We start from the raw sequence: 25,389 nt of genomic DNA on the forward strand, positions 1-25,389 counted from the left end.
AACTATATCCTGACCTGCAGAAGGCGTATTCGCTCTCTCATTCACTGAGGATGATCTTTGCCAAGAACACCATCAAGGATGCTGCCAGGCTCTCTATGGCCAAATGGTACAACAAGGTCGAAGAGGCAGGATTCCATTCCTTCAACGTTATTGCGGCTACGTTCTACGAGCACTATGATGACATACTCAACTTCTACAATAACAGGTCGTCTAACGCAGCAGCAGAGTCTTTCAACGCAAAAGTCAAGTCCTTCAGGGCAGCACTAAGGGGAATTAGGGATGAGAAATTCTTTCTCTACAGACTTTCCATGATATACGCTTACCCCCACTAATTATCTACTGAGCCAGAAGTGGATCTCGGATGAATCACGGGCAACGGACTTTGTTCTAAGTAACACGACGGGATTGCAGAACTTATCCGTGTGTTGATTCACGATGCTATCAAGCTCCGTTCCTATCATCGCTGACGTTCCCACCACTATCGCATCCTCTAATGAAGATGAGCACACAAATGTAGCATGATTGCTGATTTCGGTAATGTTCGGCGGCCGGAGGGAAAGCCAATTAAGAGTTATTCTCGATTTTACACTTGCTTTTCTCGTTTCAATCCAGGAAAATAACAATAAACGAGTAACGCTGATACTAAAGACGAGAAGAATTGCAGATAAGTAAACTCATGCAACAGACAATCAATCTCTATTAAAAAACAACTCAAGGTGAAGCCTTGATAGGTTTCTGATCACAAGACTTCATTATTTCTAATCACATAAAAGGGCTGGACTCTCACAGGAGACTCCTGCCCTTTGCTGTGATAGGTAGTGAAAATGCTACTTTCTGTAAATGTTTGTGTCATTTTTGATGCATTTTGTCTGTAAATCTGTTTGGACTGTTGTAGATTGGTGTCCCACTCTTACTGGTTAGCTGTATTTTATTTCTGTATATATTTGATATGCAGTTTGTTATGTTGCTTTTAGATGTGTGTCTGACGGTCTTGGCTGTATGTTATGACACGGGTAAAAATGACCAGGCTGTGTTTTGGTTCAGGGGGTGATAGTATGTGGTAGGGTGTAAAGGGCTTCGCCAGGTATTAATAGGTTCGCGCGCGAGCAGTTTCAGATTTTGTGTTGTTAAAAAGAGACTATTACAGCCATTTGTTTTGTCTTGAGCTTAGGGTGTACTGCCTGATGGGTTGATTTGCAGCACGCGCCATGTAAATGGCCAAAAACGGGTATAATAGTTGGTGATTGTGGTCTGTAGTTTGTTTTGTTTGCTTCTCGTCCCCGTTTCGATTTGTTCTCGTCGTCTTCTCGTTGTCATTTCGCTGTTTTTTCGCTGTTTTCTCGTTCGGTATTCGTTATGTCCTCGATCGGCTAACGAATAACGAACGAAAGCACAACGAGAGACGAACGAGGAACGAACGAGAAGTCAACGAGAAGCGAACGATAATTGCTTGGTTGGCGAGTGAATTTTGTAGTCAAATGTATAAAACAATTACCTTGTATGCTATTTGTTGTGTTGAGATATGTGAATGGTGTAATGTCGCACGGAAATTTTTCTTATCCACGGAACACACAGAGGACACGGAAACGATTCTAGTTGAAGATTATTCTAAAGATTTTGTTTTAGATTTACCTATAGGTTATTTTTGTCACGACTCGGTAAAGAATAAATTTTTGGATTTATTCTCTGCTCTCGCTGCTCCAAAAATTCGAACCGTAGGCGATCCATAATAAAATTCTTTCCAGAAGCGAGGTACTCGAGCGCATTTTGGTCAGAGATTTTAGGTAAAGATTCACTGCTGTCCAAAGAAAAAATCTTGGACATGATTTAAATTGATTGTATTACATCAATGAGTTATACGAATTTGATTTTTTCGAGATTTGGAAACAGGGGGACTGGTTCCTGTTCCACTTGCCAACTGTTAAATCCGTGAAAACATTGCTGTGTATGTGCGATTAGCTTTCCAAAAACTGTAATATTGTTATATTGTCACGCCTGAATCGCAAAAAATTCGTTTTTGGAAACTGTTAACTGTTATCTGTTATTTGTAACGCTTAGGAATGATGACATAGACCCCCTGACAAGTTCTTTTTGTCGGCAATAGTGGTTCAAATGGTGTTAAACCGACTGATGAGTTTCTTGCGATAGAGCCGCGCCACCTTGACATTATTAATATGGTCGAAGGGTGGATAGAGGCGACAGACATTGTCGCACACTTCCATCAAACAGTTGATATTGATGACAAAGCGCTGGCTCACCTGTACAAAACAAGGGTCGAGGGCGAGCAATGTTTCACAGTTGACGTTACGTTTCAGGCGTATGGGTTCTTCACATCCCGACACAACGACTTCCCAGATTCGCTGGTCACTATTGTAGTAAAAGAGTCCGATGTCGGCAATGGAAACCACTCGAAAGTCAGAGAAGTTGGTATTGAAAATCAGTTTTTCGCGGTCGCGCCGTACAGTACTGTTGATGTCGGCAGGATTGTTGTCAGGCGCCTTCTGGTTGGAGGATTCGATATGGAGGCGTAAGCGCTGAATCATCGCCGAGAGTTCGTTGCGGTCAACGGGTTTGAGTAGAAAGTCGAATGCCTCGTTACGAAACGAAGAAAGCATCGAGTCCTTATGTCCGGTGTACATCACCACCCGGCAGCGTCCTTGCGTCAGACGCTTCACCTCGCGGATGAAATCCACTCCCGACATGCCCGGCAGTTCTACATCAAGAAAGACGAGGTCAGGAGAAGCTGCCTTGATCAGTCCTTCTGCCACCATGGTGTTGCAGGCACTACCCACAACTTCGATATCGTCATATTCCAAGAGCATGCGACTCAAAGTTTCGATGGAGAGAATCTCGTTGTCTATAATAATTGTTTTCATAAGTATCTAATTTGTAGAATAATAGTTTAAATTCGTAAAATATTTACTTTATAGTGCTTTCAAGTGTCTCGGAACCGTAAGCATAGCGCTGCATCCATTATTATTATGAATATCGAAACGGATCTTTGAGTTTTTGTTTTCTTCGTTGATAATCGCCATAGTGTGGCGGATGATATTCAGACCAATTCGTGCCTTGGTATTGTTGTAGGCACGGATGTCAAACCCAGGGCCTGTTCCTGCTTTATTTACCCCAAAGCTGATAGTCGATTACCTTATTGTCGTTGGGCTGAATGCTGTCGCTTGCCGAAGATGCAGGTTCTTGGGCATTCTTCTCCAGGTGATAATAGCTCCCGGCCAGGGCTGCCAGTAGGGCGATGATGAGGGCACAGAGCAGGAGGGAGGCGTGGCGGTAACGGGGCGTACAGGACAGGCGCTGGCGCAGTTGGACGATATTCTGCGGACGGCTTTGCGGGTCGCGGCAACTACAGATTTCTGCCATCTTGCTGAGCGCCTTATCGCCCGTAGCCTTGGCCATGTCGCCCAGAACCATGCCCAGAGAATAAATATCGGCACGCGGTTCAGCCTTGGCTCCCGGCAACATCTGTTCGGGAGCAATATAGCCCGAAGTTCCGGCTGGCGATTTCAATACGCAGAAAGAATCGCTATCCGAGAGACCGAAATCGATGAGCTTCACGTTCTGTCCGTTATGTGTAATCATGATGTTGGAAGGCTTCAGATCGCGATGAATCATCTGTTTGTTGTGCATGTATTCCAGTGCATCCATCAGCTGTCCTGCTATCTTGCGGGCGAGTTCTGCCGAGAGGGCATTCTTCTTGATGAGCTGTTCCAGATTATCGCCGTCAATATATTCCATCACAACTACCGTGCCTAGGTTGTCAACCTTTTCCAGGTCGATGGTACGGCAGATATTGGGATGTTCCAGCTGCTGACCTATTTCAAACTCCTTGGCGAGTGCCTGGCGGTAAATAGGGGTGTAGAGAAAATCGTTCTTGAGACATTTCAACATGAAACGCTTGCCGTATTTGGTGGCTGTAAAGATGCGTGTATGGCCCGAAATAGACACGTAGCATTGGTGGAGATTGCTGAATGCATCCTCCACAGGCAAGGGGGTTGAATTGTTCATCTCCTTGCTGATATCCTCGGTAAATCCCGATGTCGTTTTCTTCTTCTTTTCTTCAGTTTCTTCCATGCTCACGGATTCCTCTTTTTCTTGATTACTGTTATTTTATTTCTCGTTGATGCTGATGACGGTAAGTCCGCCGTTTCTGCCGGCTACGAACGAGGCTGTACGCTCGCCGCCACGCTCGATGTAGGGCAGGAAGAGGGGCTGCTCCTTGATGAAACAGCCTGTTACGAAGCGGTCGCCAGGCTGCAGTTTGCTGTTCTCTGATTTCTCTATTTCATAGGTGCTGTCGCCCAGATAGCGGAGCTGCAGCAGACGGTTGGGACTCCAACCGATAGAAACAAGAGTACCTTCTTGTAAATCGCTACTTACCAGCTGGCTTGCCTTGAAGAAAGAACTGTTGTACTTGGTGCTGGTCTTGAGCCAATGGGTAAATTCCATGTAGTTCTTATGCCCGATGTATTGGGAAAGCACATCGAGGGTTACCATGCGCGGCTTATGATTGTCGCTCACGTATCCATAGAGTCGTTTGAGGGTGGATGGAGAAATAGTTCCACATGTTTTCTTCTCCAGATAGAGTGAAAACTCTTCGAAGTCGGTTGTCGTGGCAAGAATCTTGCCATATTTCTGTTCTACGAGCGATTTGAGCTCTTCTATTTCTGGTGTTGTCATAATTTATTCTTTAACAGTATGAATGTTCGACAATTTTATTCTTCAACGATATGGGTGAATTTGCCCCATATCTTATGGTTCTGATACCCCTTTTTCATGCCTGCAGGAATGTGGACCACGCAGGTGGTGAAGAGGTTGGTTACCTTGTTGGAGAAGGCGTTTTCTTCGCAGTAAGGTATCATGGAAGCAGAAACATAGAGGTCGGTAAGCGGACTTTCATCGAAAGCGTAGTTGCTGATATGTTCGGTTTTTGCTCCCAGATATACTTTCGTGAGCTTCCTGCAGCCTTGGAAAACGCCCGTAGGAATCAGCTTGATGCCTGCCCCGAGATGTATTTCCTTTATCTGGCTGTCCATGAAGGCGCCTTGACCTAATGTTTTGACGTTGTCTGACAGATAAAACACCTCGATGCTGCATTCCTTGAAGGCGTAGGCGCCAATGGAGGTAAAGGTGGAAGGAAGGGTGTATTTGCCCTTCTTGCCCATCGGAAACCAGACGATTTTGTTGCCTTCTGCATTCAGCAGCACGCCGTCCAGACTTTGGTAGTTTGCGTTGGCAGACGAAACCGTAAGGGCTTCGAGCGCCGTGCATCCGCTGGAAGGGAGAATGCTGTCTGCTGAGGCAGGAATCTCTATCTCGCGGAGCGAAGTGCAATCGGCAAACGCATCTTTCCCGATGGTGGTTGCATCGGCTGGGAGAACTACGTGGGTGAGCTTCTCGCAACCGGCAAATGTGCCTTGCACAATCTGGTTTTCTGCAGCTTCGTGATGATAAGGACCTACCATTCCGCCTGCTGCGAGGTGAACGTCGGTAAGGACTATATCTGAGAGCTTGCCTGGGGTGGATGCATTATTATTGTCGCGCCCCATCATCAATCTCAGACAACTGAGGTCTTCGCCGTTCAGGGTTCCGGCTATGGTCAGCTGGGTATAATCGTAAAGATGGTTGCCCATCAGCAGGGTCAGTTCGCCTGTTTCGTTTAGCGTAATGGCATCGCTCGTATCATACTTGATGTCGGTTCCAATGGTTTCTCCTATCGTATTCCGGGCGAAAGGTTGGAACTTGTAGTGGGCATTCTGCTCCAGATTTCCGATACGCAACTTGATCTTGCCCTCCTTTCCGTCAAAGTTTTCTAAGATGTATTTCTGCTTGTTCTCCGGCTCGCCGGTCTGATAAACGTAGCATCCGGTTTCGGTCATCGGTTCGCCGCCATCATCGGTTATTTCGTAACTTACGAAAGCGCTCATCGGTCCGTGGCTCAAGAGCGTGGCCGATGTAAGTTTCGGACTCATATTGGGTAGGGTGGTGAAACTCATCATGTTGCTGGTTGTGGTTATTCGGCCGTTGTTGCCCTGCAGCATATAATAATAGGTAGTGCCCGCTTTGAGCCCCGTCAGAACCAGCGAGACGTCAGCTCCCTGGGCATGAACCTCGCTGGTATTGAGGTCCATGCTCTCCGAAGTGCCGTATCTGAACAGAAGTTTCGGCATTTCTGTTTCTCCCTCTATGGTAGCTGATCCGTTGAGGGTAGCCTCTGTTCGGGTGATATGGGTCGCCTCTGTGGTTATCAGATGCGGCTCCAGATAGGCAGGCTTATCGCTATTGCTGCACCCTGCCATCATCATGTTTCCTATCAGGAGGGCAAGAAATCTGATGTTGCGTAATATGCTTTTTATGTTCATTTCTTACTTCTTTTGTTTTCCTATTTTAATACCTATGCCGATGCTGCCCTGCCATTGTTTTCCGGCGATGGTGATGGCTGAGGCTGCGATGCTCACTCTGTTGAACGAGGCGAGCACACCCAGCTGGGCTGCGAAGCCTTTGTGGGTAAGGTCTTCGTTGAGCAGGTATCCGCCTCCGCTGCTCTCGGTCTGTTGCCAGGCTGTAGCGGCTTTGCCGTAGCCTACGCCTTCGAAGAGACAGAAGCCATGCGTGATGTGGTGGATGGCTCCAGCGGTAAAGGTGTAGTTCTGGTGGCGTGTACTGCCTGTATAATAAGGTTTGATGCTGCTGCCCGGCGTTAAACCTTCTTTGTTGCAGGTTCCCTCTGTGCTGCCTATGCTCTTGAGGTTGCTGCTGGCATGGATAAAGAAGCCGTGGCGGCGCATCAGGGCGAAGAAGAGACCATAGGACGGTCCGTCTTCATGAAGGGATAGCGTGGCGAGCGTGTAGAGGGCGAGTGGCATCTTCTTACGTACTTGTGGGATGGCAATCGTATCTATTACCGTCTTTACCTCTACGATGGTGTCGTGCTTCTCCTGGATGATAGGAGTAGGCTTGGGCAGTTTCAGTTTCAGCTCGTAGGTCATTCTGTTTTCCAGCGGTTCGCTGAACCGGTAATCGCGGAGCACGCCCCATTCTGGATGCTTGATGGTAAGCAGTTTAGAGCCTTTAGGAAGATAGAGCCAGATTTCGCCCACTTTATCTTTTCGCGATACGATTCCGAGCGGGGTGGAGAAGGCAAAGTCGGAGGGTGCTTCTACCTTCACCAGGGCACAAGGGTCATCGTTGAGGTCGCGCACGGGGGTGATAAAGGCACTCACGTCGTTGGGCAACAGACGGAAACCTGCTACCGAAAACTCTTGTGCCTGGACGGATGCCGACCACAGGCTTAATATGAATAAGAGTATCGTGAGTCTAAAACCACCAACTCTTAACTTCTCACTCCTAACTGCCATCATATTATTCTAAATTAAAGTCTTGTATACTGATTACATCGTCTCCGCTATGTACGGTTCCTGCCGGTTGCCAGGTACGCACGTGGATGAGCGGCATGGACGGGTTGCGGAAATCCCAGATCAGAAAGAGATAGCCGTCGTCTGCGTAGCGGTCGCTCTTGTATTGTTGTCTTAGGGTGACGCTGTAAATGCCGTCCATCGTAGGATGGCGCATGATGCGGAATCCCGAGAATTTCAGGTCTATCTTTTGGTTGACTGTAAATACCTTCGCCAGTCTTGAAATATAGTCTTTCTTCGAGTGAATGGCGTAGGTTACTTTTGCTTCAGCCTGACACTTGTTGTCGTTGGCTACAGGTTTTACCACGTTTCCTACGATGATGAGTGCCTTGTCGCTAAACACCTGTTTCAGAAAATCAAGATCCTTGGTGGTATAGGCTGTGCGGAAATGTTCGCAGTAGTTGAGGATGGTGTGGCGGCGTCTGGCATCGGTCTCTGTGAGTTTGCCCTGCATGATTTTCAAGGCTTCTTTGTAGAAAGGATTCGACTGCGCCATCGTCTTGAGATCTACCTGCGAAAGATGGCTGGTCTTTCCTGCTTTTGATGCCTTCGCTTGCCTGCTTGCCTGTTCTTCCGGTTGGTAATCAGTCGCACTCTTCGTGCCTTCTTCCGTCTCTCCGTTCATCAGCATCTGCGCCTGCTGCCTGTTGGCTTCCGGAACCGCATATTTACTGTCTTCTGTGAATACTACCATACCCTGGCGGTCGATAAATCCCTCTCTCTTAGAGTTTTGCTCGCGGAACCGGAGCTGCCCGTTGCGGAAACGGGTGTCTAGCAGACAGCCACGCAAAGGGATGGTAAACAGCTCGTTACCGTCTGCATCTTCTACCACGTATCGCTTGCCTTTCGCGCCGTTGTCCTGTTCTACAAGTTCCAGTCCTTCGTTCACTCCGTATCGGATTTCCTGACAGTCGCCTTTATAAACGGCAGAGGGCAGCAGCCACAAGGCTGCCACCCATCCTCCGAGAAGGAGTGCTAGAAGGGATAATATCAATACCGTCTTCTTCATTTATAATTCTCTGTATTCTTATCATTCATAGCCCTTCGGGAGAAAGGCTTTCTTATTTATTTCCCCCAGTTCTGAATCTCGCCGCCTATCTCTATCTTCACCTGGTCTGGGTTGTCAGAAATAATGAAGTTGACAAGATGTTCGGTTCCGGGTTTAAACCAGAATCTGCTCTCGAAGAGATAACTTACACCTTTCATTACTACTTCGATGAGTGGTCTTCGGTTTTCGATGCGTTGAGGCACGATGATGGCCGAGTAGATGTAGTCGCTCTCCTGATGGGCGATGATGCTCTGTTGAGTTCCTTTCACATAACGGGTTGCCACGCCTGCCTGAAGGTCGATGGTGGCTGTAGGTACCGTGCTGTGGATGGTTACCTGGGCATGGGTAGGCATGTCTCCCTCAAAGTCTTCGCCCTTGATCAGGCGTATCTTGAGCTTGCTCATGATGTGCTTGAAGTTGAGGCTGATAGGGGAGTTGGATGCCTGGATGTCCTTGCTGGTGGCAAAGAGCAGGTCGCTTGCCTCGTAACCGCCGGGTGCAGTTGCCGTCTTCGGGGAACTCTGGTCGAGGGCTACGCTGAAAGGCTGGTCTGTCGTGCTGCTTACGCCCTGTATGTATGGGTAGTAAGCGTAGGCGTTGTAGGTGCCTTCGTCCCAATAGAGGGTGCGGGCGGCTTCCCATTTGCTGCCATCGTAGGTGAGCGCTTCGTTGTTCACGAGATTGCCGCCTATTTCGAGTGGAGCCTTGCTTTCTGCCACGTAGAGACCTATCTTGTCGTTTGACTCGAAACTGGTTGCCGTGGCACGGCTCTGGCCGGGATAGTTTACGGCAAAAGTCATCGGCGTAGATTGGGCATCCTTGAAGCGGGAGGTTGTTTCCACCTCCTCGCTACATGAAACCATTCCTAATATAGCCAACGCAAAACTGGCGTGTTTTATTATATGTTTCTTCATTTTTTTTTGTTTTAATGGTCCATATTCTGATTTACCTTGCTCTCGCTCTTAGCGATGCTTTCTAACCTTTGCCATTTTCAGCGGACTGCCTTTATGGAAGACTGGAGCATGCTGGTAGGTTCCGGATGTGCGTTGGTCGCCATTGCCGCCGAAAGCACGGCTTTGTACGATTCCCGCATCCCGCTTGTCGTTCTTCACGAAGTCTTCGAAACTGTAGGTTTCTCCGGCATAAGCCTTGATGCGCTTCACGATACTCTCACGGCTGATGGTGCTGTAGTAAGGAATATCGTTGTTCATGCAGGAGTTCGGCTCCGAACGGAAGACGCCTCGATTGTGCATATAGCCTCCTTCGTAGATGTCTACGATGTCGCTATATCGGTCGTCGAAAATCAGATGACTCCAGCCTACGCTATGCATCTTGCCGGTAAGTTCCAGGTTGTCGTACCAGCCGAGTGACTTGGCTGCTTTGAATTCAAAAACGTGTTCGCAGCAGGTGCAGTCGCAGAAGTCGATGAAGGCGTTGTGATAAATGTATTCATCGCCCAACTTTCCGAATCCGTGTCCACCTGCCTCATGCTGGATTACGCCACGGGTATCGAGTGGATAGTCGTAGGTACTCTGCGGACAGAAGGCAATAGCCGAACCGTCTTCCCACATCTGGCAGATGCCGCCGTAATCGGTAGAATTAGGAACGATGATAATCAGCGTCTGATTCAGATTGCCCTTGTTGACGGTTGGAGCGCCCAGAGCATAATCGAATACTTCGTCATAATCTGCCTTTAATCCTACGCCACCGGTAAAGGTGGTATTGAATCGGTTGTAGCGGATGGTGTTCACGGTTCCTACGCCCGATTCCGTAGAAAGCGGAATGGCGGTATAGACGTTGAAGTAATCACGGTAAGTCTTGTAAGGCTCAATACCGAAGAAATACTCCACTTCCTGCTTGATATCCTTCAGATATTTTCCGCTGGCAATATCCTTTGCGCTAAAGCCGTCGCCGAGCAGAACGATGTTGATTCCACCATTATTGCCCTTGGTAGCCTTCTGTAGGGTAATCCATTCGTCCTCTCCATATTCATAACCATACTGCGAAACGCTACATTCGTGGGTATAGTCTTTGTCTTTCAGGCGGAATACCACCTTTCCATCACGGCTGTCAGCATTCTTAGCCATTCCCTTGATGGTCAAAGTAACTTCTGTTTTCTTGTTGCCGCTGGCAGGAGAAACCTCACACCAGTCTGGCTTGCTGGCTACTTCCCATTCGCCCTCGGCGTTAATCACCAGTTTCTGCTTATGCTCCGTGCTTAAGGCGCAGGCAACAGATGGTCGGCAAACGAGCTCGTGGTGAGCTGCAATACGCTTGAAATCTTTCCAGCCTGGTGCTGCCTGATACTGGGAAATGGCAGATTCAGGAACTTCGAGAGTGAAGTTATCCTTGGCTACGCCATCGAAAGCACCATTTAACAGATGTGCAGGCATTTCGCTTTTACTAACAATACTGGTTATTCCATAACAGCCTTCAAAGGCATTGTTACGGATAGTTTCTAGCGATTCCGGGAAAACGAGTCCTTCAATCATTCTGCAATTGAAAAATGCGTATTCTCCAATAGATTGCATTCCTTCTGGAAAATCAACAACACCCATTAGTCGCCAATTATCCCTAAATGCTGTATTGCCAATAGAACGTATAGATTTTGGAAGGACTAATTCTCCCGAAAAATCGCATTGGTTAAAAGCATTCTGAGAAATGACAGTCAAGTCTTTGGGTAATTTAAGTTCACCTTTGAGTCCTGTTTCACTAAATGCCGATTCTCCAATACTTGTTATACCATCATGAAGAGTCAAGGTACCATTTAAGTTATTACAACATGCAAAAGCCATATTTGGAATCTTATGAACCCCTTGAGGAATTGTTATACTACCTATAAGGTTTCTACAATATGCAAAAGCACCGTCACTAATCTCGTTTAATTTTTCAGGCAGTCTTAATTCTCCATACAATCCTTCACAATTAGCAAATGTATTATTGCCCGCTATGCATTCAAGGTTATTTGGCAATATGAGCTCACTCGTAAAACCACAATACGTGAACACACCTCCATACCACCAAAGGTCAATACCTCGTCCTAAATATTTGAGTGTACTTGGTAGTGAAAGAGTTCCATTCATAGAACGGCAATCATAGAATGCACCGACTTCTATTTCCGTAACTCCTTCTGGAATAATCAGAGAACCCGTTATATTTTGGTCGTCTGCAAATGCAGCAATTCCTATTTTAGTCAATTTGTCAGGAAGAACAAGAAGATTTAAAGATTTCTTGCCTCGTAATGCTTCATATGGAATTTCATAATCATTATGTGGATACATTCCTTGAGCTCCACCTGTCAATCTCTGTTCTCCACCTCTAATAATTACTTCCTTTAAATTCAATGCCGCAAGATTCTCCATAGAATCTCTCATAAAATAGAAATCCTGTGCACTAATTTCACCCGTAATCTTCAGATTCTTAATCTTGGTATAGTCCTTATTAGCCGCAGTAATGGCATTCTTCAAACCTCCAGGAGTAGAGTTGATGACAATATACTCCTTCGCCGTTGCATCATGACTTACCAAATCATTCTCCCAAGGAGTAATGCTTTCGCTTATCAAAGTAAGTTTATAAGCGCCGCTTCCTGCCTGCTTATCTACCTTGATGCCGAAGTTCATCATCTTGCCTGCCACGTAGGTAAGTGCCTCGTTCTTAACGAATTTATAAGGTACGCCGCCGATGGTGATGCTGAAGAGGGTTGTGCCGGCTGCCACGGTTTGAGGAACCACGATGGTGCGCCACTCGTCGTTAGTACGAGATGGGATGGTCATGGTGTTCTCTACAGCACCTGCAGTCTTGATTTCGCCAGTAGAAAGGTTGATGCTTGCCTTGCGGGCTACGTTGGCTGTCAGAACTATCTTCTCCAGATTCGCCCATTCGCCCTCGGCAAAACCGGAACCCTGGATCAGGGTAACACGGGCATTAGACATGCGATGCGCCATAGGCAAACGGATTACGCTGGTGGTAGGAGCCACATCTGACACCTTACCCCAGAGAAAATCGCTCGCTTCGTAGCCACCCATTTCGCCATTCTCGGTAGCCTTGCTCTGGTCTTTCTGAACTTCAAACTGATAATCTTCGATGCTCTCTGGGTTGGCAAACGGATAGTAACCATACACATCAATATGCGTATGCTTGTCTTTCCAGAAAAGGTCATAAGCGGAGTTCCACTTATAGTTAGGCTCATCGAAAGTGTGGCGCACATTATCGCCACGGTTGCCGTTTACCTTCAGGGTTCCAGGCTTGTTTCCCTCGTAATCTACGATGTAAACGCCCATCACGTCGCCGTTGCAGAAACCGTTGTCGTTGACGCGGGTTACGGCAAGCTGGTCGATATCGCCCGAAAGCCGGATGCGGTTGCTGTCGTGCTGCTCGGTCTTGTCGCCGAAGAAGTCTTCGCTACAGCCCGTCAGGAGCATGGCTCCTGCCGCAAGCAGATATAATAAGGAATGTTTTACTTTTTTCATAAATAATTCTTTTTGGGTAGATGGCCTTTCTCAGTCAGAAAGATCATCTCGTATTATTTCTAGATAGAAAATCGTCTGTTCTGTTATTCAGCTGTTCCGCCATAGTCAATACCGTCGTCTTCCCACTTGCTGATATTTACATTCACGCCGTTGCTGGTCTTGCTGAGCGTAACGGTAAACTTATACTTCTTGCCAGCCTCGAAAGCGGAAAACTGGGATGACTTAGGGAGATTGAAATCTCTGCCGTCAACATTTACGGTAATGAGATTTCCATCGCCTACGGCTTGCGGAATGATGAGCGCCATGTAGCTGTTGCCTTCTTCCTTGAGCGGAATGAGGTTTGTATCATCACCCTGGGCTGTTACGGCACCTGTAGAAAGATTGGCTGTAGCCTGTGTCTTCAGACAGTTGATCTTTACGCTAATCTTGGCTGCAGCAAGCGAAGCCTCTGTAAATCCGTTTCCTGCCACGAGGTTGATGATTATCTGGCTCAACACGTGCTTGGCTTCTATCTTCACGGCGCTTTCTGTAGGAGCCGCATCTGTAGTCTTGCCTATCAGAAGTTCGCTAGCCTTGTATTTTTCCGTTGTGCTCTGGTCAGCATTTACGGTCCAAGGCATCGCCTCTATGTTGCTGATAGTGGCTGTATATGGATAATAAATGTAGAAATCGGCGTGGGTGCTGTTGTCTTTCCAGTAGGTTGGAGTTGCAGCCTTCCAGGTTCCATCATAAGTAAATTTCGTGTTGTCTATATAGTTACCTGTCGTTTGAAGTGTTGCGGCAGAGCCATCGGCTTGATGGTTGACAACAAACAATCCTATCTGGTCTCCCGTTTCAAAAGCCAAATCAGTAGCACGGGTTATCGAAGTGCTGATGTTGATAGGTACTTTTGCTGAAGGGGGTGGACTAGGTGTAGGGCCTAATTCTGAACCTCCACCGGAACATGCGGTTAATGCGAGGAGCATGTTCCCTACGATTGCTAAATACTTCTTCTGTTTCATGATTTCTTCGTTTTATATGATTACTTTTTCATAGGTGTATCTGGAACAGCTAGTTTCATTTACTTTGCAAAGGTAGGAAAAGAAGTGGTATTATACAAGTTCATAATGGTTCATATATGGAAAAGGTGTTAAACAACATGTTTTTAGGGGAGCGGAAACTGGGGAACTGGTTCCAGTTCCACTTGCCAACTGTTAAATCCGTGAAAGCATTGCTGTGTATGTACGATTTTGCTTTTCAAAACTGTAATACTGTAACTGTAACGCAAAAAAAATCGTTTTCGGAAACTGTCAACTGTCAAACTGTAACGCTTGGAATTGACATTGGTTTTGCTCTTATGATGTCGGAAATGTACGATTTTTATCCATACACAATGTTAGGAAAGTGATAATATATTGTTATTAAATCTACCTGATTATGGCACTCAAAGAATGTTTTCGTTAAGCCAGATGAGCAGACCCGAACTCGTTCGAGGTCTGCCATGGCGAGAAAACGAAGGATGAAATCCAATCTCCACCTTCAGAGTTGAATGTTTCAAAAATAATCACCGCAGGATAGATGCGGTAACCAGACGTTACTTCATCTTCACGCCCATTTCATGAAGCAAGAAACCGAAGATGTCTGCCTGCTCTTCCATCTGTTTGGCAAGAGGCTTTCCACTGCCATGTCCTGCCTTGCTGTCGATACGAATCAATACAGGCGACTTGCCACTCTGACACTCCTGCAGACGGGCTGCAAACTTGAACGAATGGGCAGGAACAACACGGTCGTCATGGTCGGCTGTCGTGACAAGAGTGGAAGGATAGCTCACACCTGGCTTCAAAGTATGGAGGGGGGAATAGCCCTTGAGATACTCAAACATCTCAGGACTGTCGGCACTCGTACCGTAATCGGGAGCCCAGTTCCAACCGATGGTGAACTTATGATAGCGCAGCATATCCATCACTCCCACTGCTGGGATGCAGACACGGTAGAGGTCGGGACGCTGATTCATACAAGCTCCTACCAGCAAGCCTCCATTGCTACCGCCATAGATGGCAAGATGGTTGGAATCGGTATATTTCTCGCTGATGAGCCACTCGGCTGCTGAGATGAAATCGTCAAACACATTCTGCTTCTGCAGTTTTGTACCTGCCAAATGCCATGACTCACCATACTCACCGCCACCACGGAGCGCTGCATAGGCATAGATGCCGCCATTCTCCAAGAAGGGAATGCGCATGGGTGAGAACGATGGGGGATAGCAAATGTTGAAACCTCCATAGCCATAGAGCATGACAGGATTCTTGCCATTGCGCTTGAGACCTTTACGGTAGGTGAGGAACAGAGGCACCTTGGTGCCGTCCTTGCTGGTACAGAACACCATCTCTGTGGTATAGTCGTTAAGACGGACGTTGACCTTGGGCTGACTTTCTACCTGACTCTTGCCTGTGGCAGGATCGAAACGATAGATGGTGGTAGGAACGGTATAGGAGGTGAAACTGAAGAAGCACTCGTCCTGTTTGCGGCTGCCGCTGAATGAGGCGCTACCAAAGGTTGGCAACTCAATGCGGCTGAGACGCTCTCCCTTGACAGAATAGAGCCATGCCTCGGTACAGTTGTCTTTAGAGTAGGTAAGAATCATGCGGTCAGCGGGCAGAAAAAGCACATCCTGAAGCACACCGTCTTGCTCACCTACCACTTCATGCCAGTCGGTCATGCCGGGTTTACGCACGTCAGCCACCATCAAACGGTAGCGTGGAGCACCTTGGTTGGTGAGGATATAGATGGAATCGCCGATCATCTCTACAGGCGAATAGGTCTTACTGGCGTCTGCTGTCATCTGGATAAACTGCGAGTCTGCCACACGGAGGTCGCGCACATAGAGGTTGTAGCCTTGGTCCATGCCAGACTCGGTAAGAAACATCAGCGTCTCCTCGTCGTTGAGTCCTACACCGTAGAAGCGCAGGGGTTGTGCCGGGTTTTGATAGAACAGCACATCATCGCTCTGAGGGGTGCCGATGCGGTGGTAATAAACTTTCTGTACCTCGTTCTTCGCTGAGGTCTCAAGGCCCTTCTCAGGTGCATCGTAGGCACTGTAATAGAAACCGTCGCCTCGCCATGTGGCATTGGTGAATTTTGCCCATACGATATGGTCGTCAAGGAGTTTTCCGGTTGCCACATCCTTGACATAGATTTCTTCCCAGTCGCTGCCGCTACGCGAAATGACGTAGGCAAAATAGCGTCCGTCGTTGGAGAAGGAAATGCCCTTTACCGCAACGGTTCCGTCGGTGCTGAGACTGTTTGGATCGAGAAAGACGCGCTGTTCACCACCCAACTGGTCCATCTGATAGAGCACCGACTGGTTTTGCAGTCCGTTGTTGCGATAAACGTACCATTTGCCATTCTTCTTGAATGGGGCATAGACTTTCTCGTAGTTGACAACCTGGCGCAACCGTTTAAGATATTTGGCGCGCTGTGGAATCTTGGCCAGATAGGCATTGGTCACTGCGTTTTCTGCTTTGACCCATGCTGCCGTTGCTGCGCTGGTGTCGTTTTCGAGTGGGCGATAGGGGTCAGACACCTTCACTCCGAAATACTCGTCGATGGTATTGTCGGTAGGTGGCGTAGGATAATGCAGCTGTTGTGCATAAACGGCAGCGGCAGTCAAAGAGAGTGCCGCTGCGCAAAGAATCTGTTTTATCATAGTTGTTTCGTTTTGTTGTTCCCGGATATGTTTTTCTAAACGTGCTCAGCGGTGGATTTTCATTCCTCCACTTCGCAGGGTTTGAAGTGCATGTCTCTTTCGGCTTTTTCTCTCGGAAATGCAAAATAGGTACATGTGGCTTCTGTGCATATTTTGCCAGAAGAGTCGGCGAGTGTGGCATCGATGATGATGATATTTCGCTTCTGCTCGCGGATATGGGCTCGCACGGTCACCTCTGAATCGTTGGTTGATACGGGGTGCTTATAGTGTGTCTCCATCTTTGAGGTAACACCTGCCGTTTGCAATTTGCGAGTGACGACCCATCCGCACACCTCATCGAGAAGTAATGCCTGGATGCCGCCGTGCAACGTATTGAGCCACCCTTGGTAGTTGGCAGACGGGTGCCATTTGCTGACGATATCGTCTCCGTCTTCGTAAAAGCAGAGGTGAAGACCGAAGGGGTTGTCGGGGGCGCAACCGATGCAGTTGTAACCTTTTAATCCGGTCCAAGGATTTGTGATTTTCTTCATGTCCATGTTATCTGTGTTGTTTTTTAATCTTGCTTCTAATCGTTATAAATGGCAATCTTGATGACGTTGTCTTCCTTGTTTTCGAAGATGCGATAAGCCTCTTCGATGCGGCTGAGCGGGAAACGGTGGGTGATGAGCGGGGTGGTGTCTATCTTGCCTTGTGCGATCAGTTGGAGCACCTCGGCACAGTCGCAACCATCCACACCGCCTGTTTTGAAGGTGAGGTTCTTGCCATACATGTCGGGTAACGGCAGCAGTTGCGGCTTATCGTAGAGTGCCACAATGGTGACTATGGCATTGGGACGGGCACACTGCCAAGCCAGTTGGAAGGTGTCGGGACCTCCTGCCACTTCCAACACGCGGTCGGCGCCTCCATGAAGGCTGTGGGCGGCTGTGAAGTCGCAACACTCCTCGGGGGTGGTGACCAACACATCGGGATAGTTGTTGCGGATGAACCGGCGTCGTTCTTCCGACTGTTCACAGACGATGATATTCTTCGGATGCTTGAGCATGACGCAGAGTAGGGTGCATATTCCCGTGGGACCTGCTCCGATGATGAGGACGGTGTCGTCGGGACTTATCTCGCTGATGCGTGCCGCCCAGAAGCCTGTGGCGAGGATGTCGCCAACAAACAGCGCTTGGTCGTCGGTCACACTGTCGGGGATGCGGTTGAGGCCTTGTGACGCCAGTGGAACACGCACGTATTCTGCCTGTCCACCGTCAATGCGACAGCCTAATGCCCATCCGCCGTGGGGCGAGGTGCAGTTGTTGACATAACCGTGACGACAATAAAAGCAGTCACCGCAGAAGGTTTCTACATTGACCGTCACGCGGTCGCCGACGCAGACACCCTTTACCTCGCTTCCCGTCTCTTCTACAATGCCCACCATCTCGTGGCCCACGGTTATGCCTGGTACGGCACGGGGTACGCTACCATGCTTGATGTGCAGGTCGCTGGTACAGATGCTGCCCAGGGTGACGCGCACGATGGCATCGGTGGGGGATTGGATTGTAGGGCGTGGCTTGTCGGTCATGGCAAACTTGCCTTTTTCAATATAGGTAAATGCTTTCATATCGTCTGATTGCTATTGAGGGGTATGCTGTGTTATTCTGCAGTTTCGTAGAGTCGGAAACTCTTGGCTGGTATGATGTCGTCGATGATGACGGAACCCTTGACGGCTTTTGCAGCGAGTTTGCCTGCAACAGGACAGATGAGGTCGGGATTGTCGAGGGTGTTCTCTTCGTCCATCTCGGTGTGGCAGAGTGTCAGCGTATGCACGTCATTGGCTGATTTTCTGTCTTGCAAGCGGATGCTGACCGGTTGGGGCTGATTGCTGGTGTTGATGACCTTCACGATAATGGTGTGCTTGGCTTTGTCAGCAACAGCACTGGCGAAAAGACCATCCTGTCCGTCTTGTCCTGCCACCGGTTTGCCGTTCATCGTAAGGCGCAACGCATGCGTGCCTTTGTGTGTGGCATACATCTGCTGGACGTAATAACTCGTGGTCTTAAACATGCGCGTATTGTCGTACCAAATCATGTCAGGGCGCCACTGCCATCCTTCAATATGGGCGAAGAGGGGAGCGTAGGTGGCCATGTGAACGATGTCGGCATTTCGCTCGAGATCGGTCATGAAGGCTGCCTCATAGAGTGACGTTTCGTAGTGGTTCCATTTCTTTCCTTTTCCATGGCAAGCGTATTCACCCGCAAAGACCTTAGGACCACGACGGTCGTAGGTCTCATAGCGCAGTCCGTTGTGAAGGAACCATTGTTCGTCGCGGTAGTAATGCTCATCCACCAAATCGGTTTTCTGGCGACGCATTTCTGCCCAACCTCGGTCAAACTCTCCACCCTCTGGATAGGGACCGCTTGAACCTACTATCTTGATGTTGGGATAGTGCTTACGGATGGCAGTTACAAATGGTTTTAAGCGCTCGTAATACATTGAGTCCCATTGCTCGTTGCCTATTCCGATGAACTTTAGGTTGAATGGTTCAGGATGGCCCATTTCTGCGCGTTGGCGACCCCATGTGGTGGTTGTGTCGCCATTGGCAAACTCTATGAGATCGAGTGCATCCTGGATATAGGGATCGAGTTGGTCAACAGGCTGGTGGGCATTGGCATCGTTCCAGTTTTGATACTGGCACGCCATGCCCACATTGAGTACAGGTAATGGTTCGGCACCAATATCTTCAGAGAGTTGGAAATACTCGAAGAATCCCAGACCGCCACTTTGGAAATAGTCGGGATAGTAACGATGTTCAAAGGTAAACTCCCATCTGTTGCGGTTCAGCGGACGGTTTTCCACGGGACCGATGGTATTCTTCCATTGATAGCGGTTGGCAAGTTCTTCGCCCTCAACGATACATCCGCCAGGGAATCGGAATACCCCCGGATGAATATCGGAAAGTGCCTGTCCAAGGTCGCGTCGCATACCGTTGGTCCTGTTGCGGAAAGTGTTAACGGGGAAGAGGCTGATATGTTCGAGCGACACGGGTTGCTGACCTTCCAGGAAGATGCGCAGTCGCGCTTTGTTGTCGGTTTTGGGTGAATGAATCTTCACCTCATAGCGCTTCCATCCATTGGAGTTGATGTCGATATGTGCCGTGGCGAAATCCTGTCGTTCCTCAAGCGTACCTTCATCGATGAGTTGCACTTTGATACGCGCCTCCCCGTTGGGCGCTTTTGCCCATACGGAGAAGCGGTAGTCTTCGCCTTTCAGCACTCCGATGCCGAAATATCCCTCGTTGACGAGTCCTGACCGGCGCTCGCGGTGTCCGGGATAGGCGAGTGTGACGTAGTGTGGGCAACGTTCGAAAGGCCCGTCGTTTTCCACAGTGACATGACCGAAGGTCTGCCACCCCATGAGTGGCTGTGGAAACTCGAAGGATCGGTTTTTGACGAGTTCGCCATAGAGTCCACCGTCGGCAGCATAGTTGATGTCTTCAAAGAAAAGTCCGTACATGGTGGATTGTATGGGAGCCACAGTTTTCTTGGTGTTTACCTGCAGCACATGTGATAGTGCCTGTGTGTTACAGGCAAAGGTCAAAGCCACCATTGTGGTCGCCACCATTTTCAAATTCATAGTCATAGTGTTGTTAGTGTTTCGTTAGTATTCGTTAGTACTTGTTTTAAGGTGTAAAGGTACGAATAAGCGAGCAAAATGCAAAAGAAATGCTCGCATTTCTTTTCGTTTTCGAGCGAAAGTACCTTCGCAACTACGTTGCAGAGGTACGAATAAGCGAGCAGCGAGCGTATTAAATTAAGGTCAATATGATGGTGTTATCGATGGATTTTCGTAATTTTGCAACGTTATAAAGCAAGAACGTTATGAAAGACAGATTTAGTTTTCGTCAGTTTGATGTCGTACAAGAAGGTTGCGCCATGAAGGTTGGAACCGATGGTGTTCTGCTTGGTTCTTGGGCCAATGGAGGTCATCGTATCCTCGATGTGGGATGTGGCACAGGTCTCATTGCCTTGATGATGGCACAGCGTTTTCCTGCTGCCGAGATTGATGCCATTGACATTGACCATGATGCTTTTGAAACAGCACATCGTAATGTGGAGCAGTCGCCCTTTAGCGACCGCATCATCGTTGCAAGAGCAAAAGTGCAGGAATGGCAACCTATTCATCGCTGCGTTCATGATGCTCAGACCTTACCGCTTTATGACGCTATTGTATGTAATCCGCCGTTTTTTATCAACTCGCTACAATGTCCAGATAATAAGCGTACTGTGGCACGACACGCGGAAACGTTGACCTTTTCCGAACTGATGGCGTCGGCTGAGAGGCTTATGGCGGAAGAAGGGGAAATATCTGTTGTGATTCCTGTTGAGGTTAAGTCGCTAATGGACGAAGCTGCTATTTTAGTCGGACTGTTCCCCCACAGAATCTGTATGTTTCGTACCACCGATCGGAAACCGCCTCGTCGTGTATTGTTGTCTTATACGAAGAAGCCAAGACGGATGGAGTCTGAAGAAATGGTGTTGGGCGATGAAACCTATCGTCGATTGACCGGAGATTTCTATCTATAGCGTCAAGTAACTGTTGTAGAAACGGGAAATAGAAATGATGCAAAGGCTTACTCGTAGCGCATGGAACGTGCCGGATGGATGCGTGATATGAGTACGGTAGGTATTAAAAGTACGACCATAGTAACCAATAGCGTGGCAGCATTAAGAGCTACTATTAACGGGATGTTTAATTCCATGGGAGCTTCGCTGACATAATAGTTGGCAGGGTCAAGTGTGACGAAACCAGTCTTTTGTTGGAGTACGACAAGGCCTATGCCCAGAATATTTCCCCACAACATGCCTTGTCCCACGATGAAGACAGCAAACCACAGGAAGGTATAGCGAATAGATTTTGTCTGAGCTCCAAGTGCTTTCAATAGGCCTATCATCTGTGTGCGTTCGAGGATGATGATGAGCAGACCGCTTATCATCGTGAAGCATGCAACGCACACCATGAGTATCAGAATAACCCATACGTTCATGTCGAGCAATGAAAGCCAGGAAAAGATTTGTGGATACGATTCGTAGATGGTGTGGGAGGTGAGGATTTCACCATAATGGTCGGTATGGCGGTTGATGCGCTGTACGACGCGGTCGGCAGTTGCGTTGAGATTGTTAAAATCCTCAACAAGCAGTTCTGCGCCACTACATTGGTCTTTCTCCCAATTATTGAGACGAACGGCTGTGGGGAGATCTGTGAAGCACATGACTTCATCAAACTGGCTCATATTAGAGGCATAGATGGCAGCAATGGTAAACTTTCTGGCGCGTACATTATCATAGCTGATGAAATAGGCGGTGATGCGGTCGTTGACCTTCAAATTGAGCTTGTTGGCCATCTGTTGCGATATGACCAGTTGGTAACTGCTCTTTTCGCTGGAGAATTTGGGCAGGGTGCCAGCAGTAAGGTTGCTGTTGAGAAATGTGACATCGTAATCGCTTCCGACGCCCTTGAGCGCAATACCCATGAAATCTGCGTCAGTCTTGAGAATGCCTTGGCTCAAAGCATAACGTTCTACATGTTTGACGCCCGGTATGTGCTTGATGGCATTTGCCAACGAGTCATCAATGCAGATTGGGGCGGGCATGGGAGACTGTGATGATAAGAAATTTTCCACTCGGATATGGCTGCCGAAGCCCACCACTTTGTCGCGAATGGTGTGTTTGAATCCCAACACTACCGAAACCGTGACAATCATAACCGCTAAACCGATGGCGATGCCTATCATGGCAATACGAATAGCTGGGCGGCTCACTTTACGGCGGTCGCCTTTGTCGCTATAGATGCGTTTTGCTATGAAAAGTGGGAAATTCATGGTTTTTATCTAAATACCTTAAATGGTGGCAGACCGAATATTACTGTTCATCAACGCGACCAGGGTAAGCCTCCAATGCCTTACGCAATACGAGGAGCGCTCGCTCAAGGTTTTCTTTCTTCAGCACGTAGGCAATACGCACCTGATTGATGCCAGCACCAGGCGTGGTGTAGAAACCAGCGGCAGGAGCCATCATCACAGTTTCACCTTCGTAGGTGAACTCTTCCAAACACCAACGGCAAAATTCTTCTGCATTGTCAACGGGGAGCTTTGCTACGGTATAGAAAGCTCCCATGGGGATGGGCGAATAGACACCAGGAATGCGGTTGAGTCCGTCAATCAGACACTTACGTCGTTCGACATATTCGTCATAGACATCGCGGTAGTACTCTTCAGGAGCATCGAGTGAAGCCTCTGCTACAATCTGTCCGATGAGAGGAGGAGAGAGGCGTGCCTGACAGAACTTCATGACTGCCTTGCGCACTTCTGCATTTTTGGTGATGAGCGCACCGATGCGAATACCACATTCTGAATAGCGTTTAGAAACCGAGTCGATGAGGATGACATTCTGCTCGATGCCCTCAAGATGGCAAGCGGAAATATAGGGTGAACCGGTATAAATATATTCACGATAAACCTCATCGGAAAAGAGATAGAGGTCGTATTTCTTCACAAGGTCACGGATTTGCTGCATCTCACGACGCGTATAGAGATAACCCGTCGGGTTGTTGGGATTGCAAATCATGATGGCGCGTGTGCGGTCGTTGATGAGTTCTTCAAATTTCTCCACCTTAGGCAAGGAGAAACCTTCCTCGATCGTTGTGGCGATGGTGCGAATCTTTGCACCGGCAGAAATGGCAAACGCCATATAGTTGGCATAAGCCGGTTCGGGTACGATAATCTCGTCGCCAGGATTGAGGCACGACATGAATGCAAACAAAACAGCTTCGGAACCGCCAGAGGTGATGATGATGTCGTCTGCCGATACGTTGATGTGGTATTTGGCATAATAGCCCACCAATTTCTCGCGATAACTGAGGTAACCCTGAGATGGTGAGTATTCGAGAATGCTTCTATCCACTTTCTTCAATGCGTCGAGTCCTACCTGCGGTGTAGGCAGGTCAGGCTGTCCGATGTTGAGGTGATAGACCTTGGTTCCCCGTTTTTTTGCTGCTGCGGCCAATGGAGCGAGTTTTCTGATAGGTGACTCGGGCATCTCCAGTCCGCGAACTGATATTTCTGGCATTGTTTTCTTTTTTTCGTTTCAAAGTGCAAAGGTACTGTAAACCAACTGAACTACAAAGAAAAACGTCGATTTTCTTTGTCTTTGCTGTGATTGACTTACCTTGTGGCTAATGGCATAGAAATCCTATTGTCATTTATTTGCTTGTTTCCAAACTGCTGCGCTTATCGCGGTGGAAAGAACGGTAGTCGTCTAATGGTATTTCAACATCGGGCTCCACGAGTTCGCCTTGCTGAGGAAGATGGAACTTCATGTAGCGGATATTGAGGCCACGGGCAATCCATTGTGCTTCGTAGAAAGTCTGGATGGACAGAATTTTGCGAGTCTCCTCATCGATACCGTCGGTATGATAGAGATCTTCGGTGCGGAAGAGCAGGGGCAGACGGTTTGCCTCGACCATGTAGGTGGTATAGGTGAAGAGGAAGTTGGAGTCGGTCTTCAAGTGGATGAGACCTCCGTCAACGAGAAAATGGCGGTAGCGGTTCATGAAATAAGTACTGGTGAGCCGTTTGCGTGGATTTTTCATCTGGGGGTCGCTGAAGGTAAGCCAGATCTCCTGAACCTCGTCTTTGGCAAAGAAACGGTCGATGATCTCGATATTGGTGCGTAGGAAGGCCACGTTGGACAGCCCTGCTGTAAGTGCTTCTTTTGCTCCTTTATGCATGCGTGCTCCTTTGATGTCAACACCGATGAAGTTGACCTGTGGGTAGAGGCGTGCCAGTTCTACGGTATATTCACCCTTACCGCAACCCAGTTCGAGGACGATGGGATTGTCGTTATGAAAATATTGTTCGCGCCAATGTCCCTTCATTTCGAAAGGTACATTCTCGATGACTGAGAATGGATATTGGAAGACGTTGCTGAACGTCTCCATTTCTGCAAATTTCTGTAGTTTTCCTTTTCCCATGTAGTATGGATTATATTGTTTCGATGGTAATGGTATCATCTGAAAACTCTTGGTCGTCGGCTTTCAGGTCGGCATAGAAATGGGCATGTGCCACTTCCATGTATGGAGCTAAGAAGAGATAACCGATTCCCAAGGTGAGGATGCAGAGCAATGCCCATCCAAGGAAACTCAGGTCGAGTACGAAGAGGCGCCATTTGTTGCCTTGCATCAGTCGCATGCTTTCCTCAATGGCCTCGTTGTAAGCCAAGTCAGGACGGTCGACAAGGACAAATTCGGTCATGGCATAGGAGTAGCTCTTGACGATGCCTGGTATGATAAGCAACAAAGACCATAATAAGGTATAGATACCTTTGAGGAGTATTGTCAGGAAGATGCGTGTGAAATCGTGATAACCCTTAGTCAGGTTTCCGTAGTTTACTTTCATGTCACGTGATACTTCCAAAAAGGTGATGGTCACGCCCCATGACATAGGGATGAGTAAAAGAGAAAAGATGTTGCTGGTAAGCGATGATGTTATTTCTGATGTAGTAGGCATCAGCAATCCTGTGCCACAGCTTACAGTACCACCGATAAGGAGATATATGAGGACAAGAATGGCGCTCTCGCCCCATTTGTGGTCAAGACTGCTAATGGCTCTCTCTTTACAATTTACGATGTATCCCATTTTTTTTCTTTGTGTTATGTTTTATGATAATGTCGGGCCGAGAATGTTCACGGCCCGACGGAGATTTTATGAACAAGGATGGATGT

The 25,389-nt window shown here is 48.1% G+C and carries 19 protein-coding genes; 2 read left to right on the top strand and 17 right to left on the bottom strand.

From position 1 onward, the window contains the following. The coding region (locus tag CIK89_RS00240) for a transposase (protein WP_144007309.1) at positions 1–332 on the top strand (332 nt) is incomplete at its 5' end. A 1,776-nt stretch (positions 333–2,108) separates the two neighbouring features. Here the strand turns inward: CIK89_RS00240 and CIK89_RS00250 are convergent. From CIK89_RS00250 to CIK89_RS00315, 13 genes are all read right to left on the bottom strand, one after another. After that, on the bottom strand, positions 2,109–2,876 hold the full coding sequence (locus CIK89_RS00250) for a LytTR family DNA-binding domain-containing protein (RefSeq protein WP_094389432.1): 768 nt from the start codon (positions 2,874–2,876) through the stop codon (positions 2,109–2,111). A 241-nt stretch (positions 2,877–3,117) separates the two neighbouring features. Then, complete coding sequence (locus CIK89_RS00255) at positions 3,118–4,086, bottom strand: serine/threonine-protein kinase (RefSeq protein ID WP_094389433.1); 969 nt, start codon at positions 4,084–4,086, stop codon at positions 3,118–3,120. Between the two features lie 36 nt (positions 4,087–4,122). Then, the gene (locus CIK89_RS00260; RefSeq protein ID WP_094389434.1) at positions 4,123–4,692 is read right to left on the bottom strand and encodes a hypothetical protein; all 570 of its coding nucleotides are present in this window, start codon (positions 4,690–4,692) and stop codon (positions 4,123–4,125) included. 35 nt (positions 4,693–4,727) lie between these two features. Next, a complete protein-coding gene (locus tag CIK89_RS00265) occupies positions 4,728–6,374 on the bottom strand; it encodes a leucine-rich repeat domain-containing protein (RefSeq protein WP_094389435.1) in 1,647 nt (548 codons plus the stop codon). A 3-nt stretch (positions 6,375–6,377) separates the two neighbouring features. Then, the gene (locus CIK89_RS00270; protein ID WP_094389436.1) at positions 6,378–7,373 is read right to left on the bottom strand and encodes a hypothetical protein; all 996 of its coding nucleotides are present in this window, start codon (positions 7,371–7,373) and stop codon (positions 6,378–6,380) included. A gap of 1 nt (position 7,374) precedes the next feature. Next, the gene (locus CIK89_RS00275; RefSeq protein WP_094389437.1) at positions 7,375–8,436 is read right to left on the bottom strand and encodes a hypothetical protein; all 1,062 of its coding nucleotides are present in this window, start codon (positions 8,434–8,436) and stop codon (positions 7,375–7,377) included. A gap of 56 nt (positions 8,437–8,492) precedes the next feature. Next, on the bottom strand, positions 8,493–9,389 hold the full coding sequence (locus CIK89_RS00280; RefSeq protein ID WP_094389438.1) for a fimbrillin family protein: 897 nt from the start codon (positions 9,387–9,389) through the stop codon (positions 8,493–8,495). A 48-nt stretch (positions 9,390–9,437) separates the two neighbouring features. After that, positions 9,438–12,944 (bottom strand): fimbrillin family protein, encoded by a 3,507-nt coding sequence (locus CIK89_RS00285; RefSeq protein WP_094389439.1) that lies wholly within the window; start codon positions 12,942–12,944, stop codon positions 9,438–9,440. Between the two features lie 83 nt (positions 12,945–13,027). After that, positions 13,028–13,945, bottom strand: coding sequence for a fimbrillin family protein (locus CIK89_RS00290; RefSeq protein WP_094389440.1), 918 nt, complete (start codon positions 13,943–13,945; stop codon positions 13,028–13,030). Positions 13,946–14,517: 572 nt separating this feature from the next. Further along, positions 14,518–16,629 (bottom strand): prolyl oligopeptidase family protein, encoded by a 2,112-nt coding sequence (locus CIK89_RS00300; protein WP_094389442.1) that lies wholly within the window; start codon positions 16,627–16,629, stop codon positions 14,518–14,520. A gap of 59 nt (positions 16,630–16,688) precedes the next feature. Beyond that, positions 16,689–17,159, bottom strand: coding sequence for a PaaI family thioesterase (locus CIK89_RS00305; protein ID WP_094389465.1), 471 nt, complete (start codon positions 17,157–17,159; stop codon positions 16,689–16,691). Between the two features lie 35 nt (positions 17,160–17,194). Beyond that, positions 17,195–18,232, bottom strand: a complete 1,038-nt coding sequence (locus CIK89_RS00310; RefSeq protein WP_094389443.1) for an alcohol dehydrogenase — start codon at positions 18,230–18,232, stop codon at positions 17,195–17,197. Positions 18,233–18,264: 32 nt separating this feature from the next. Continuing rightward, a complete protein-coding gene (locus tag CIK89_RS00315) occupies positions 18,265–20,244 on the bottom strand; it encodes an alpha-L-arabinofuranosidase C-terminal domain-containing protein (RefSeq protein WP_094389466.1) in 1,980 nt (659 codons plus the stop codon). Between the two features lie 245 nt (positions 20,245–20,489). On the opposite strand from CIK89_RS00315, the gene CIK89_RS00320 reads away from it, so the two are divergent. Beyond that, positions 20,490–21,194 (top strand): tRNA1(Val) (adenine(37)-N6)-methyltransferase, encoded by a 705-nt coding sequence (locus tag CIK89_RS00320; protein ID WP_094389444.1) that lies wholly within the window; start codon positions 20,490–20,492, stop codon positions 21,192–21,194. A gap of 47 nt (positions 21,195–21,241) precedes the next feature. Here CIK89_RS00320 and CIK89_RS00325 read toward each other — a convergent pair whose 3' ends face one another. The 4 genes from CIK89_RS00325 to CIK89_RS00340 form a co-directional block, all read right to left on the bottom strand. Then, positions 21,242–22,489, bottom strand: a complete 1,248-nt coding sequence (locus CIK89_RS00325) for an ABC transporter permease (protein WP_094389445.1) — start codon at positions 22,487–22,489, stop codon at positions 21,242–21,244. Between the two features lie 40 nt (positions 22,490–22,529). Next, on the bottom strand, positions 22,530–23,735 hold the full coding sequence (locus CIK89_RS00330) for a pyridoxal phosphate-dependent aminotransferase (RefSeq protein ID WP_094389446.1): 1,206 nt from the start codon (positions 23,733–23,735) through the stop codon (positions 22,530–22,532). A 133-nt stretch (positions 23,736–23,868) separates the two neighbouring features. Further along, positions 23,869–24,639 carry a tRNA (guanosine(46)-N7)-methyltransferase TrmB gene (gene trmB, locus CIK89_RS00335; RefSeq protein ID WP_094389467.1) on the bottom strand — a complete coding sequence of 257 codons (771 nt, stop codon included), beginning with the start codon at positions 24,637–24,639 and terminating at the stop codon, positions 23,869–23,871. 10 nt (positions 24,640–24,649) lie between these two features. Continuing rightward, on the bottom strand, positions 24,650–25,303 hold the full coding sequence (locus CIK89_RS00340) for a DUF975 family protein (protein ID WP_094389447.1): 654 nt from the start codon (positions 25,301–25,303) through the stop codon (positions 24,650–24,652). Positions 25,304–25,389 lie beyond the last annotated feature (86 nt).

It is taken from the genome of Prevotella sp. P4-119 (assembly GCF_002251345.1).
Taxonomy (GTDB): Bacteria; Bacteroidota; Bacteroidia; order Bacteroidales; family Bacteroidaceae; genus Prevotella.

Bases quoted from the DNA above. Each gene is read 5' to 3' on its own strand.
- CIK89_RS00250 (WP_094389432.1), bottom strand. From the start codon at position 2,876: ATGAAAACAATTATTATAGACAACGAGATTCTCTCCATCGAAACTTTG.
- CIK89_RS00255 (WP_094389433.1), bottom strand. From the start codon at position 4,086: ATGGAAGAAACTGAAGAAAAGAAGAAGAAAACGACATCGGGATTTACC.
- CIK89_RS00260 (WP_094389434.1), bottom strand. From the start codon at position 4,692: ATGACAACACCAGAAATAGAAGAGCTCAAATCGCTCGTAGAACAGAAA.
- CIK89_RS00265 (WP_094389435.1), bottom strand. From the start codon at position 6,374: ATGAACATAAAAAGCATATTACGCAACATCAGATTTCTTGCCCTCCTG.
- CIK89_RS00270 (WP_094389436.1), bottom strand. From the start codon at position 7,373: ATGATGGCAGTTAGGAGTGAGAAGTTAAGAGTTGGTGGTTTTAGACTC.
- CIK89_RS00275 (WP_094389437.1), bottom strand. From the start codon at position 8,436: ATGAAGAAGACGGTATTGATATTATCCCTTCTAGCACTCCTTCTCGGA.
- CIK89_RS00280 (WP_094389438.1), bottom strand. From the start codon at position 9,389: ATGAAGAAACATATAATAAAACACGCCAGTTTTGCGTTGGCTATATTA.
- CIK89_RS00285 (WP_094389439.1), bottom strand. From the start codon at position 12,944: ATGAAAAAAGTAAAACATTCCTTATTATATCTGCTTGCGGCAGGAGCC.
- CIK89_RS00290 (WP_094389440.1), bottom strand. From the start codon at position 13,945: ATGAAACAGAAGAAGTATTTAGCAATCGTAGGGAACATGCTCCTCGCA.
- CIK89_RS00300 (WP_094389442.1), bottom strand. From the start codon at position 16,629: ATGATAAAACAGATTCTTTGCGCAGCGGCACTCTCTTTGACTGCCGCT.
- CIK89_RS00305 (WP_094389465.1), bottom strand. From the start codon at position 17,159: ATGAAGAAAATCACAAATCCTTGGACCGGATTAAAAGGTTACAACTGC.
- CIK89_RS00310 (WP_094389443.1), bottom strand. From the start codon at position 18,232: ATGAAAGCATTTACCTATATTGAAAAAGGCAAGTTTGCCATGACCGAC.
- CIK89_RS00315 (WP_094389466.1), bottom strand. From the start codon at position 20,244: ATGAATTTGAAAATGGTGGCGACCACAATGGTGGCTTTGACCTTTGCC.
- CIK89_RS00320 (WP_094389444.1), top strand. From the start codon at position 20,490: ATGAAAGACAGATTTAGTTTTCGTCAGTTTGATGTCGTACAAGAAGGT.
- CIK89_RS00325 (WP_094389445.1), bottom strand. From the start codon at position 22,489: ATGAATTTCCCACTTTTCATAGCAAAACGCATCTATAGCGACAAAGGC.
- CIK89_RS00330 (WP_094389446.1), bottom strand. From the start codon at position 23,735: ATGCCAGAAATATCAGTTCGCGGACTGGAGATGCCCGAGTCACCTATC.
- trmB (WP_094389467.1), bottom strand. From the start codon at position 24,639: ATGGGAAAAGGAAAACTACAGAAATTTGCAGAAATGGAGACGTTCAGC.
- CIK89_RS00340 (WP_094389447.1), bottom strand. From the start codon at position 25,303: ATGGGATACATCGTAAATTGTAAAGAGAGAGCCATTAGCAGTCTTGAC.